This window comes from Congzhengia sp., assembly GCF_037235575.1.
GTDB classification, from domain to species: Bacteria; Bacillota; Clostridia; order UBA1381; family UBA9506; genus Congzhengia; species Congzhengia minquanensis.
This window is the reverse complement of the sequence record NZ_JAXUNN010000030.1, coordinates 211,754-225,744: the sequence shown is the minus strand read 5'-3', so window position 1 is coordinate 225,744 and position 13,991 is coordinate 211,754. Positions and strand designations below refer to the sequence as shown.

Here is a 13,991-nt window from a genome sequence, read left to right as displayed (position 1 = left end):
GAATTCTTTTCTCAAAGAATCTTCAAGCCTGCACTGTTCATTTTTCAAGGTTCTGTGTGTTACCTCTTTTTTGTCTTTTCTTGAGGCGACTTTTATAATTATACTCGGATTTTACGTTGTTTGCAACTATTTTAACGTCGATTTAACGCGATTTTTAAAATATATGGCATATTATCTTTTATTTTCTCTCTTTTTCGCTATATTTACTTCTTTTTTCTCGGTTTTCATAAACAGCACAAAAAAACACTTCTTTTAGTATTTTCCGTTCGCTTTGCCACTATATATTGATAAAAATTATACTCTAATATGAAGCCAGTCTCCCTTTTTAACTTTTCTTGAATATAAAAATGCCCGGGAGAAGAAATCCAGACTGAGACCGATTGCCATTGCAACATGACCGTTTCCGGTTATTTTCGCCAGTATCCATGTGCCGAAAATTCTACCGCCCCAAAGGGCTACAGCACTGGTTATGGCAGTATATCGCACATCGCCGGCCCCCTTTAGCACGCCAGTCATCGCCTGCATATATCCTACCGCAAACGATTCCACTGCAAAAAGCCGCACAAAAAAGACAGCTTCTTGAATCACTTCTGTTTCATTTGTATATAGCTTAACTAACAATGGTGCGCCGAAGAAAAATAGTACGCCAATAACGCTGAAAACCGACCATATGATGAACTTGTTTGCCTTTACGATTTCTTCTGCATCGTCTAAACTGTTTGATCCCAGTGCCTGAGAAATCAGCGCTGTGGTGGCCACAGAAATGGCCTGAGACGGAACACAAATGATTCCGTTCAGGTTCGCCCCGATTTGATATCCCGCCTGAAAAACCGTTCCAAAAGTTATCAGTACGGTCTGCAGCATTACAAATCCACCCTGGAACAAGAACTGTTCCACAGCCGACGGAACTGCAACATGAATGATGCGCAGAATGGTTTCCTTTTTCAGTTTTAAGTTCCAGCGGCGGGGAAGAATTGGTTTTTTGGTCGCGAATATGTAAATTGTCAGGCAGATAACGGCAATATACCGCACAGAAACAAAGGCAATTCCGGCGCCAGTTAGCCCCATAGCCGGTATATTCAGCCATGATACGCCGTAAATGAGAATTGGTGTTAAAATGACATTTGAAATATTTAACGAAGCGGTGCCCACCAGCGAAGTTTTATTGTCCCCTGTTCCCCGCTGTGCCGATCCGACGATTGTGGTGAATGCCGTAGCTGGCATGCTGGCCATGCAATATGGCATATACAAATACATATGATCTAAAACCGACTGTTCTGCACCGCCGAAAAACAAACCGATAATTTGTTTTTTCAGCACCAGAAGAATAATCATAATGGTGACACTAATCATGATGTTGAGCTTTAGCGACTGATCAAACACGTCTTTTACACCATCTTTATCTCCTGCGCCCCAAATCCGTCCGACGACAATTGTTGAGCCAACAGACAGCCCCACATACATACATTGCAGCCACCCCACCAAATTTGCGCACATGGTTGCTGCGGTAAGCTCGGCTTTGCCCAATCTGCCTACGATGGCGGTGGAAATAATGCCGGCGACAACGAGCAAAAATTGCTCGATTAGGCAAGGTATTGCGATTTTAATTAGTTCCGCTGTTTTTACCGGTGCGTTTCGTTTCATGATAAACTCCGCTTCCCTTTCCCGGACACAAAAGATCCGTCAAACAGGTCGTTTCATTGCGCTGCCCAAATCATACGCTACCTATTTTACTACGCAAACCATACTTTGTCAACCCATTCCTGCGTATCCGCACTAAAAGTGATATTTTTCATCAAAGGTTCCACATTGTCTAAATCTCTCCAAACCATTACTTTGGCGGAATCTGGCGTGGCAGAAAGGTTTTTCACCTGAACGTTTACGTCCTTTGCGTTTGCCGCATCCGTTATGGAAATACCCACGAGTTCCGGTCCGCTGTACAGTGCTGTGACAACCTTACCGGTTACAGCGGTTTCAAAGCCAACGCAAACCTGAGCTGAATGGCTTGTTTCATCAACAGTTACAGAACTGCGTTTTGTAAAGCTTAGGCCGTTAAATCTGAGCGTTCCGGCAACACTTTCCTTCCGCACCGTCACAGTATGCGTTCCGGCAGTAAGGAACAGCGGTTCGGGAGCATTGAATTTTGTAACTGTGGAGGCACTCGTTGGACGATATATTACTTCGGGATTGCTGTCCACCGTTACCCGCACACCCGAGGAAGCATTAGAATGATAAAAACCAAAATCATATAATCCGTCCTCAGGAACTGTAACGGAATATGTCCAGCCCTGGTTACCGCTTGCACTGTCTAAAACCACGTTGCGGACTACAAAATCTTCATAGCCCTTGGCGGTTTTATCCATCTGCGCCCCCTGGGTATATTGATGTGCAAACCACCATCCGTCTGTCGTAACATTTGAAGAAATGAAGTCCCACGCAGGAATTACCCGCTCGCCGCTTGATACGTCTGCATATAACGGACCATCTACCCGACGGAGTTCAATTTGGCTGGAAAGATTGGCCGTATAACCCTCTAAGCTTTCTAAAATAAAGGTATGCTGTCCGGCATCAAGCTGCATTGGAACCGCAAGCTTTTTATCCTGCGCCGATTTCGCCGGTTCTGTGCTGTTCGACCCTGTGGCATAATACCATTTGTTGGTCACGTCAACACCATCAAAATATGCTTTATAGCTGCACTGCAATATAGTTGCATTTACATAAACAGTGTAATAGCCCTGGTCTGCAATATCAAATGTGATTAGGTAACAGGATGACGGATTCAATGTTCCTGCAGCTGCCTCAAGACTTCCGCTGCCGCTTAGCAACAGCCCGTTTGTCAAATCTGTTTTTGTTCTTGCTGCGCCTGCGGCAATTTGAACTGGCTCCTTGTGTTCACACAGGTTCAACTGGCCCAACACCACGCCGTCGGTTAGGGACTGAATGGTTAAAACGTGTGTTCCGGCAGTAAAGGATTTGCTTTCAAAAAGCACTCCCAGCTGCGAAAGAAGAACCGTTTCCGCCGCAGCGTCGTCTATTTTAACCGAAACCTGTGCGCCTTCCGGAATTGTTCCGCTGAGCAGTCTTAAATCAGCGGCAATTTCTGTGGTTTCAATGTTCCAAGATATGCTTTGCCCGTTATCGAGAGCCATTCCGTCTGCCCCGATAAGTCCGGTAAAATCGGAAGCAAGATTGGGAACAACCGTTGCCGGAAGCTCTGTTGCGTCCACAATGCCGGTTCCGGCACTTGCGGGTTCCGCCAACAGATATTTCAAATACATCCCACAGCCGTTTCCACTCTTATTGGTAACGGTCAGTGTCTGCTTGCCAGTGCCTAAATAAATTGCAGGCGTAGAAAGTGTATCGTTTTTTACCGCCGCTGTAGCACTGTAGGTATCGGAACCAAACCCTGCGCCGTTAATTGCGAAAAACAGCTTTCCTGTGAGATCTTCAGGTTCCCAATGGCCAGCGGCAATGTCAAATTTATAGTACCCAGGTGTTTGTACGTCAAGCGTATAGGAAGCATAGCTGCCATTATTGTTCATATAAACACCAATAAGGGTGCCTTCAGACGGAGAAGCAAGCTCCTGGCTTCTGTAATCGCCTACAAGGGTGTAGCCCTCAGATGGGATCACTGTACCGGTTGTGTCGTCGCTGTTTAAATGCGTTAACGTTAAGTTTGAATCTGTAATATATTGCGGCGGAATTGCTGTTTTTCCATCTATGGGAATTTCTGTTCTTAAAACGTCAACGAAATCTGCCGTAAGCTCGGTGTCTGGTGTAATAGAAAGCTCATAGGCAACACCGACCTCTAACATCACCGGCTGTGTTTTGCTATCGCCAATTTTAGCATATTTACTATTCTGGTCGTCAGCCCAGGTGCCTTTGTAAATTTCTGTGGTTTCCAATGTGGACTGGTTTCTTACCGTGGCAGATATCTTACCTGAAAATGTTTTTGGATGCTGCGTTGCAAAGATATAGGATCCGGTAACCGGAACGGTAAATTCAAAGTCCCTGGTCGCTCCCGCTGCAATTGCTTTTGCAGACGCATCTGATTCTATTCTTGTCAGGTTATTGTCCACAGTGACAACCTTGTCGTTATACTCTGTCAATTCCTCAATGGTGAAATGATAGAAATAAGACCCCAGGGTATTCATTTTATATGTAATTTCGTGGGGGCCTTCGGTCAGCGCCATATTAACAATGTGCCACTCGCGGGTTCCATCATCTGTAGTTCCGCCGTTTCCCTTTACTATAATCGTATCGCTCTTTGTGTAGACCTGTTCCCCGTCTAAAGCCAACACCATAGAGCCCGTTCGGTTGTTTGTACTTTCATCTGCTTTTGCATTATAAGAATAGAAACGCTGATCCACCATAACAGCGTAGTTTCCGGCTTTTTGAACATTTAGCTTATAAGTAACGGTCACACCGCCGTTTACGTGGATGTAACGGTCGTCCGTCCGCTTTGCTGTAAATGAATCGCTGTTGTAATCCGACACATACGTATAACCGGGCACTTTTGTGTTTGCGTTGTTAATCATGCCGTTGACATGTCCGGACGAACCAACATTCGCATATGCATTGTAATCGGAAGGATAAATGGCTTGCTTAGATCCATCTACGGAAATGGTGGTGCATCTGATATCAATGTAATTTATAACAGCATCTGCAACAGTTGGCGTAATTGCAATGGTACATTCTCCCGCTGGAAGTGTTGCTGAGACAGATGCTCCGCCTGCTGCGCCTACACGGATATAGCTGTAATTGTTTCCGCTCTGTTCTGATGTTTTGCCCGTGTTGAACAAAACGGTTTCCCCGCCCGCTGTTGGGGTAAAGGTAACAGTGTAGTCGTTTTTAGCTGCTGTTTGTGAAAAGAATACCACATAATCACCGGCTTCGGGAACCGTGAATATAAACTCCCGGGCCGTATCTTTTGTAAAAGATGTGTTTGTCGGAATAATTCTCACTGCGTTTCCAGCCGTTTCAATTTTACATTCGTCTGCTGCTGCGGCCATTGGTATGAGCAGTGACATTAAAATAACAGAAACAGCTAAAAAGGATGATAAACATTTTTGCATTGTCCTCATTTTTGTCTCCCTCTCTCTCTTGTAATGCGTCATTACATATTTATACGCTTTTATTGTATCATATTTGACTTGTAAAAGAAAGAATTTAATATAAAGATTTATTAATTTTGTTCAACTTATTAAAAAAAGGTCTTAAAATTTGTTTATTTTCACAATAAAAAAACGGCATAGTCTAAATAGACTATGCCGTTTATGTCAAAAAATAATGAATTATTTAATAACAGAAGATACAACGCCGGAACCAACTGTTCTGCCGCCTTCACGAATAGCGAAACGGAGTCCTTCTTCAATAGCGATAGGTGTAATCAGTTCAACTTCCATGGTTACATTGTCGCCAGGCATGCACATTTCAACGCCGTCGGGAAGCTTAATTACGCCTGTAACATCCGTTGTTCTGAAATAGAACTGCGGTCTGTAGTTGTTGAAGAACGGTGTATGACGTCCGCCTTCTTCCTTTGTCAGAACGTAAACTTCACCCTTAAACTGTGTGTGGGGATGAATGGTGCCGGGCTTTGCTAAAACCTGGCCTCTTTCGATTTCGTTCTTCTGAACGCCACGGAGAAGCGCGCCGATGTTGTCGCCTGCTTCAGCCTGGTCAAGAAGCTTTCTGAACATTTCGATACCGGTTACAACAACTTTTCTCGGCTCGTCAGCTAAACCTGTGATTTCAACTTCATCATTTAAGTTCAGTGTTCCTCTTTCAACTCTGCCTGTAGCAACCGTACCACGGCCTGTGATGGAGAATACGTCCTCGACAGGCATTAAGAACGGAAGACCAGAAGCACGTTCCGGTGTGGGAATGAAAGAGTCAACAGCGTCCATGAGCTTTAAGATGGGCTCATATTCAGGTGCATTGATATCTGTTGAATCGCTTTCTAAAACTGCTAAAGCAGAACCTGTGATGATCGGTGTGTCGTCACCCGGGAATTCATACTCTGTTAAAAGTTCACGAATTTCCATCTCAACGAGCTCTAACAGCTCAGGATCGTCAACCTGGTCAGCCTTGTTCATAAATACAACGATGTAAGGAACGCCAACCTGTCTTGCCAGCAGGATGTGCTCTCTTGTCTGAGGCATAACACCGTCTGCAGCGGAAACAACTAAGATAGCGCCGTCCATCTGTGCTGCGCCTGTGATCATGTTCTTAACATAGTCGGCGTGTCCCGGGCAGTCAACGTGAGCATAGTGTCTGTTTTCTGTTTCATACTCAACGTGAGCGGTGGAGATTGTAATACCTCTTTCTCTTTCTTCCGGTGCGCCGTCGATCTGGTCGTAAGCTTTAAAGTCTGCCGCGCCTCTTAAGCTGAGAACCTTTGTGATTGCAGCTGTCAATGTTGTCTTACCATGGTCAACGTGACCAATTGTACCAATGTTAACATGAGGCTTTGATCTCTCATATTTCGCTTTTGCCATTTTGTTTTCCTCCTAAATGTTTATTTTAGTTTTAGTTTTTTACTAGTTTTATTTTACAATTAAATACGAAAAAAATCAATAGAAAATTAATCTTTTTTCGTACGGGAGTTAATAATCTGTTCCTGAATGCTCTTGGGAACTTCCTCATAATGGCTGGGCTGCATGGTATACTGACCACGACCCTGTGTCCTGGAACGAAGTTCTGTTGCATAACCAAACATTTCAGAAAGCGGAACAAATGAATGAATCATCTGCGCACCGGGGCGTGCTTCCATACCCTGAATCTGTCCGCGACGTGAGTTTAAGTCGCCCATAACGTCACCCATATATTCCTCAGGAACAATGACGTCAACCTGCATGATAGGCTCTTTTAATACCGGATCTGCCTTTTTACAGCCGTCTTTAAAGCCCATGGACGCAGCAATTTTAAACGCCATTTCCGATGAGTCAACTTCGTGGTAAGAACCGTCGATTAAGGTAACCCTAACGTCAACTACATTGTAGCCTGCCAAAACACCGGTCTGCATTGCGCCCTGAATACCTGCGTCAACTGCCGGGATATATTCCTTCGGAATGGCACCGCCGACAATTTTATTCACGAATTCATATCCGCCGCCTGCCTCTAAGGGCTCTAACGTCATTACAACGTGACCATACTGGCCTTTACCACCGGACTGTCTTGCATATTTATGGTTCACTTCAACCGTTTTCCGAATGGTTTCCTTATAAGCAACCTGGGGCTTACCAACGTTCGCTTCTACCTTAAATTCGCGCATGAGCCTGTCAACGATAATTTCCAAGTGAAGCTCACCCATACCAGCGATGATGGTCTGTCCTGTTTCCTCGTCCGTATAGGTTTTAAAGGTCGGGTCTTCCTCTGCAAGCCTTGCCAGACCAATACCCATTTTTTCCTGGCCCTCTTTAGTTTTCGGTTCAATTGCAACACGGATAACCGGGTCGGGGAATTCCATGGATTCTAAGATAATCGGGTGGTTCGGGTCGCATAGCGTATCACCGGTTGTGGTGCTTTTTAAGCCGACAGCCGAAGCGATGTCGCCGGAGTAAACCTTATCAATATCTTTTCTGTCATTTGCGTGCATCTGCAGAATACGGCCAATACGTTCCTTCACATCTTTTGTGGAGTTTAAAACGTGCGAACCGGCATCCAGCGTTCCGGAATATACGCGGAAGAAGCACAGCTTACCAACAAACGGGTCAGCCATAATTTTAAATGCCAAGGCAGCAAACGGAGCATCGTCAGAAGATGGACTTTCCACTTCTTCGCCTGTGGCAGGATCTGTTCCCCGAATTGCAGGAACATCTGTCGGAGCCGGCATATAGTCCACAATTGCGTCTAAAAGCTTCTGCACACCCTTATTTTTATAGGCAGTACCGCAAAGAACAGGAACAATTTCGTTTGAAATTGTAGCCGAACGAAGAGCCTTTTTAATTTCGGGGATGGTTAAGTTGCCCTCCTCCAAATATTTTTCCATCAGCTCTTCGCTGGTTTCAGCAACAGCCTCTAAAAGGTTGATTCTGTATTCCTCGGCCTTGTCTTTCATATCCTCAGGGATTTCCTCCTCGCGGATATCTTTTCCAAGGTCGTCATAATAAACATATGCTTTGTTGTTTACAAGGTCAATCAGACCTTTGTACGTGTCTTCAGCGCCAATGGGGAGCTGAATCGGGACAGCGTTACATTTCAGCCTCGTTTTCATCATGTCTACAACATTGTAAAAATCTGCACCCATAATGTCCATTTTATTAACGAATGCCATACGCGGAACCTTATAGGTGTCAGCCTGACGCCAAACAGTTTCTGACTGAGGCTCAACGCCGCCTTTTGCACAGAAAACCGTTACGCTGCCGTCTAACACACGCAGAGAACGCTCAACTTCAACGGTGAAGTCAACGTGTCCCGGGGTATCGATAATATTAATTCTATGATCAAGCCAATGGCAGGTTGTAGCAGCGGAGGTAATGGTAATACCTCTTTCCTGCTCCTGTGCCATCCAGTCCATCGTTGCCGCACCTTCGTGGGTTTCACCGATTTTGTGGTTGACTCCTGTATAGAACAAAATTCTTTCTGTCGTGGTGGTTTTACCGGCGTCAATGTGAGCCATGATACCGATATTTCTTGTTTTTGCTAAAGAATATTCTCTTGCCACCAAATTTCCTCCTTTCTTCAAATAATACGTGAGTATTCACGCAATATTTTATCCAAAAATTTCACGGATACACGGCTTTGCCGTGAAAATTAATAATTTGTGATAATTTCCGCTTAAATTACCATCTGTAATGTGCAAAAGCTTTGTTTGCTTCTGCCATTTTGTGCGTATCTTCTCTCTTTTTCACAGAGGAACCTGTGTTGTTCACAGCGTCCATAATCTCTGCTGCCAGTCTTTCCCTCATGGTCTTTTCGCCCCTTGCGCGGCTATAAAGTGTGAGCCAACGCAGGCCCAGCGTCTGCCGTCTTTCCGGGCGAACTTCAATCGGAACCTGGTAGGTTGCACCGCCGACACGCCTTGCTTTTACTTCCAAAACAGGCATAATGTTCGCCATTGCAGCGTTAAACACCTCTAAAGGTTCTTTACCTGTCTTTTCTTTGATGATATCAAATGCACCGTACACAATTTTCTGTGCGGTACCTTTTTTACCGTCCAGCATGATATTGTTAATCAAACGAGTCACAACCGTGCTGTTGTAAACCGGGTCAGCCAATACTTCTCTTTTCGCAATAAAACTTCTTCTTGGCACCTTTCTTCCCTCCTTCATTATTTTTGTGAAATGAAATCACAGGTACTCAATGCAAACTTTTTGTTTGACATCGTCAGTGCAGTACAATATTACAGGAAATCTTTCATGAATAACGTACCGACACTTATGTGATTTTAGCGCAAATTATTTCTTTGCTTTTGCTTTTTTCGCGCCATACTTCGATCTCGCCTGGTTACGGTTTGCAACGCCCGCAGTATCCAATGTGCCGCGGATGATGTGGTATCTAACACCAGGGAGGTCTTTTACTCTGCCGCCTCTAATTAAAACAACGCTGTGTTCCTGTAAGTTGTGACCAACGCCGGGAATATAAGCAGATACTTCGATACCATTTGTAAGACGTACTCTGGCCATTTTACGAAGGGCCGAGTTCGGCTTTTTCGGTGTCATTGTTTTAACAGAAGTGCAAACGCCTCTTTTCTGAGGGGAGTTTAAGTTGGTAGTTTTCTTCTTCAGCGTGTTCAGGTTCTTTAAAAGAGCCGGCGCTGTATATTTTTTTACAGAAGTTTCCCTACCTTTTCTCACAAGCTGGTTAAACGTAGGCATGAAACGATTTCCTCCTTTCTTCAAATAATAAATCTATATTATAAAACATAATATATAGCATAAATCATTTTAGAAGCACGGCGCAGGCTGCACTCACATTAATTCCGAAATCCTTACCGAGCTTTGCCTTGGTTTCGCAAAACTCCACCGGAACCCCATGCTCGCTGCACAGCGCCACAAACGGCAGGCGAACATGGTCGTCTGCGTCGTTTGCAACAAAAGCCTTAGCCGCTTTTCCGTTTTTAATTGCATCTGTAGATTGCTTCAGTCCCACAAAAAACGGGGCGTTAAGCAAATCGGTCTGCATAAGTTTCGTCATTCCTTTCCTCTACAAACACCATTTCTTATTCTACCATATTGAAACTTTCGTGTCAATTAAAAATTTTAAAGAACTTCTTCATCTGCATCCGGAATTACATTGGAGCCGATATAGTCCATATTTCTCGACACAAAATCGCTGTCATACTCGTCAATGGATGCGATAATCGGCGTGTTCCGCTCAATCTGTGTATTCTGATATTTTGTCATGCCGGTGCCTGCGGGAACAAGCTTACCAATGATGACATTTTCTTTCAGGCCGACCAGCGGATCAACCCTGCCCTTGGTTGCGGCTTCCGTAAGAACCCTGGTGGTTTCCTGGAACGACGCAGCGGACAGGAACGAATCTGTCGTTAAGGCTGCCTTTGTGATTCCGAGAATAATTCTGGAGCACACAGCGGGCGTTTTGCCCTCTGCAATCAGCTGTTCGTTTACGGAATTGAACTCATTGATGTCCACCAACGAGCCGGACAGAAATTTCGTGTCGCCCGATTCTTCAATCCGCACCCTACGGAGCATCTGGCGCACAATAACCTCGATATGCCTGTCGTTAATGTCAACACCCTGCAGTCTGTAAACGCGCTGCACTTCTTTAATCAAATACTGCTGAACAGCGGTAACGTCTTTAATTCTTAAAATATCATGGGGATTAATGCTTCCCTCCGTAAGCTCGTCGCCCACAGAAAGCATGTCGCCCTCCAATACCTTAATTCGCGACCCATATGGAATTAAATAGGTCTTTGCATCTTTTGTTTCGTCGTTGGTTACAACAATTTCGCGTTTCTTTTTGTTTTCAACAATGCTAACCCTGCCTGCAATCTCTGTTAAAATTGCAAGGCCTTTGGGCTTTCTTGCCTCAAACAGCTCCTCAACGCGGGGAAGACCCTGTGTGATGTCGTCGCCGGCAACACCGCCGGTGTGGAACGTTCTCATGGTAAGCTGCGTGCCCGGCTCGCCGATAGACTGTGCCGCAATAATGCCCACCGCTTCACCTGCGGGCACAATTTTTCCGCTTGCCAAGTTGGAGCCGTAACATTTTGCACAGATACCAACCTTGGATTTACAGGTCAGCACGGAGCGGATCGTCGCTTTCGTTACGCCGGCTTTTACAATTTGAATCGCAAGCTTTTCGTCAATGAGTGTATCCGGCGTTGCTAAAATCTCTCCCGTTTCCGGATGGACAATGTTGCCCACCGGGAACCGGCCGGAAAGTCTGTCTTCTAAACTTTCAATTACCTCTTTGCCCTCGGTGATTGCCATAACCTCAATGCCGTCGGTGGTTCCGCAGTCCTCCTCGCGAATGATAACGTCCTGAGATACGTCAACCAAACGGCGGGTAAGGTAACCTGAGTCGGCGGTTCTTAGGGCCGTGTCGGCAAGACCTTTTCTTGCGCCGTGGGATGAAACGAAATATTCCAGCACATTTAAGCCCTCACGGAAGTTTGCTCTGATTGGGATCTCGATGATTTTACCGGAGGTATCGTTCATCAGTCCACGCATACCGGCCAGCTGACGAATCTGGTTTTTACTACCACGGGCGCCAGAGTCCGCCATCATAAAGATGGGGTTATACTGGTCTAAGTTGTCCATCAGGGCGTCTGTGACGTCGTCTATGGTTTTGGTCCAGGTTTCGATTACAAGCTTATAACGCTCTTCATCGGAAATCAGACCGCGGTTAAACTGTTTTGTAATTTTGTCCACACGGTCTTCCGCAGCGGCAAGCAGCGTCTTTTTCTTTTCCGGCACCTCAATGTCAGATACGCTGACAGTGATTGCGCCCCGGGTGGAATATTTAAAGCCCATTGCTTTAATGGTGTCAAGCACAACGGCTGTTTTGGTGAGGCCGTGAACCTGAATGCATTTGTCAATAATTTGTCCCAGCTGTTTTTTTCCGCAGAGGAAATCCACTTCCAAAACAAACTTGTTTTCCGCAAGTGTTCTGTCTACAAATCCCAAATCTTGGGGAAGGTATTCGTTAAAAATCAACCTACCTACTGTGCAGTCAATCATGCCGGAATCTCCGTCTTCGCTGGTCATGCGGACACGGATTGGCGCATGAAGCCCGACAACGCCGTTGGTGTAAGCCAAAAATGCTTCGTTAAAGGAGGAAAATACTTTTCCTTCTCCAACTTCACCCTGGTAACAGTCCTCCTCCGTAAAGGCGGCCGCCCGCTTTCCAACAGACTCAAGCTCGGCATTTTCTGCCAAAACGCTGGGCTTTCCGGGCACGGAGTACATGTAGTTTACAATCTGGCCCTCTTTAAAATTCTCAGAGTCACCGGGATCGGTAATTTTCACTTCTTTTGGTTTTACAAGTGTCAGGTAATAGCTGCCCAAAACCATGTCCTGGGTAGGAACGGTAACAGGACGGCCATCCTGGGGTTTTAACAGGTTGTTGGCGGAAAGCATTAAGAACCTTGCTTCTGCCTGCGCTTCCGGGGACAGCGGCACGTGAACCGCCATCTGGTCGCCATCGAAGTCTGCATTGTATGCCGTACATACCAGCGGGTGAAGCTTCAATGCCCTGCCCTCTACCAAAATCGGCTCGAATGCCTGAATACCTAATCTATGCAAGGTAGGCGCACGGTTTAACAGCACCGGATGGTCTTTGATAACGTCGTCTAAAACGTCCCATACCTCGGGTTTTAAGCGTTCCACCATGCGTTTTGCGCTCTTAATGTTGTGGGCAACACCGTCGTTTACAAGCTTTTTCATTACAAAAGGCTTAAACAGCTCAATTGCCATTTCTTTCGGCAGACCGCACTGGTAAATTTTCAGTTCCGGACCTACTACGATAACAGAACGGCCGGAATAGTCCACACGTTTTCCCAAAAGGTTCTGGCGGAAACGGCCCTGTTTTCCCTTCAGCATGTCGGAAAGAGACTTAAGCGGCCTGTTGCCCGGACCGGTTACGGGGCGGCCCCGTCTGCCGTTGTCAACCAGCGCGTCAACGGCTTCCTGCAGCATTCTTTTTTCATTTCTTACAATAATCTCAGGAGCGCCCAAATCCAACAATTTTTTCAAACGGTTGTTTCGGTTAATCACCCTTCTGTATAAATCGTTTAAATCGCTTGTCGCGAACCTGCCGCCGTCTAACTGAACCATAGGACGGATATCCGGCGGAATGACGGGAATCACGTCTAAAATCATCCACGACGGGTTGTTGCCCGAAAGCCGGAACGATTCCACAACCTCTAACCGTTTAATCAGACGAACTTTTTTCTGGCCCGAGGCGCCCTCTAAGTCCGTTTTAATTTCTTTGGAAAGGGCATCTAAGTCAATTTCATCTAAAAGCTCTTTAATTGCTTCCGCACCCATGCCGGCGCGGAACCGGTCGCCGTATTTTTCGCTGTATTCCCTGTATTCCTGTTCCGACAGGATTTGTTTCTTTTCCAGCTCTGTGCGTGCGCCGGGGTTAATAACCACATATGCCGCAAAATATAATACCTTTTCCAGCATTCTCGGCGTCATGTCCAGCAAAAGGCCCATGCGGGACGGAATTCCCTTAAAATACCAAATATGGGAAACCGGCGCCGCCAGCTCAATGTGACCCATCCGTTCACGACGGACGCGGGCACGGGTTACTTCAACGCCGCAGCGGTCGCAGACAATTCCCTTGTGACGAATTCGTTTATATTTACCGCAGTGGCACTCCCAGTCCTTTGTTGGGCCAAAGATACGCTCGCAGAACAGGCCGTCGCGTTCCGGCTTTAGCGTTCTGTAGTTGATTGTCTCCGGCTTTTTTACCTCACCGTGGGACCAACTTCTGATCATATCCGGCGATGCGAGACCTATTTTTATTGCATCAAATGTGTTTTCTGACAATCGTCTCATCTCCATTTACAAGAATTTGAT

The 13,991-nt window shown here is 45.8% G+C and carries 8 protein-coding genes; all 8 read right to left on the bottom strand.

Going from position 1 to position 13,991, the window contains the following annotated elements:
* Window positions 1–294 precede the first annotated feature (294 nt).
* Complete coding sequence (locus tag WIG73_RS07085; RefSeq protein ID WP_337399879.1) at window positions 295–1,644, bottom strand: MATE family efflux transporter; 1,350 nt, start codon at window positions 1,642–1,644, stop codon at window positions 295–297.
* Window positions 1,645–1,733: 89 nt separating this feature from the next.
* On the bottom strand, window positions 1,734–5,084 hold the full coding sequence (locus WIG73_RS07080; protein ID WP_337399878.1) for a hypothetical protein: 3,351 nt from the start codon (window positions 5,082–5,084) through the stop codon (window positions 1,734–1,736).
* Between the two features lie 210 nt (window positions 5,085–5,294).
* Complete coding sequence (tuf, locus tag WIG73_RS07075) at window positions 5,295–6,497, bottom strand: elongation factor Tu (protein ID WP_177679773.1); 1,203 nt, start codon at window positions 6,495–6,497, stop codon at window positions 5,295–5,297.
* Between the two features lie 86 nt (window positions 6,498–6,583).
* Complete coding sequence (fusA, locus tag WIG73_RS07070) at window positions 6,584–8,665, bottom strand: elongation factor G (RefSeq protein WP_337399877.1); 2,082 nt, start codon at window positions 8,663–8,665, stop codon at window positions 6,584–6,586.
* A 118-nt stretch (window positions 8,666–8,783) separates the two neighbouring features.
* Window positions 8,784–9,254 carry a 30S ribosomal protein S7 gene (gene rpsG, locus WIG73_RS07065; protein WP_177679775.1) on the bottom strand — a complete coding sequence of 157 codons (471 nt, stop codon included), beginning with the start codon at window positions 9,252–9,254 and terminating at the stop codon, window positions 8,784–8,786.
* 144 nt (window positions 9,255–9,398) lie between these two features.
* Entirely contained in the window at window positions 9,399–9,818 is a 420-nt protein-coding gene (gene rpsL, locus WIG73_RS07060; protein WP_177679776.1) for a 30S ribosomal protein S12, read from the bottom strand.
* A gap of 64 nt (window positions 9,819–9,882) precedes the next feature.
* Window positions 9,883–10,137: a ribosomal L7Ae/L30e/S12e/Gadd45 family protein gene (locus tag WIG73_RS07055; protein ID WP_249313419.1), complete on the bottom strand. Its 255-nt coding sequence runs from the start codon at window positions 10,135–10,137 to the stop codon at window positions 9,883–9,885.
* 65 nt (window positions 10,138–10,202) lie between these two features.
* Window positions 10,203–13,961 (bottom strand): DNA-directed RNA polymerase subunit beta', encoded by a 3,759-nt coding sequence (gene rpoC, locus WIG73_RS07050; protein WP_337399876.1) that lies wholly within the window; start codon window positions 13,959–13,961, stop codon window positions 10,203–10,205.
* Between the last annotated feature and the right edge of the window lie 30 nt (window positions 13,962–13,991).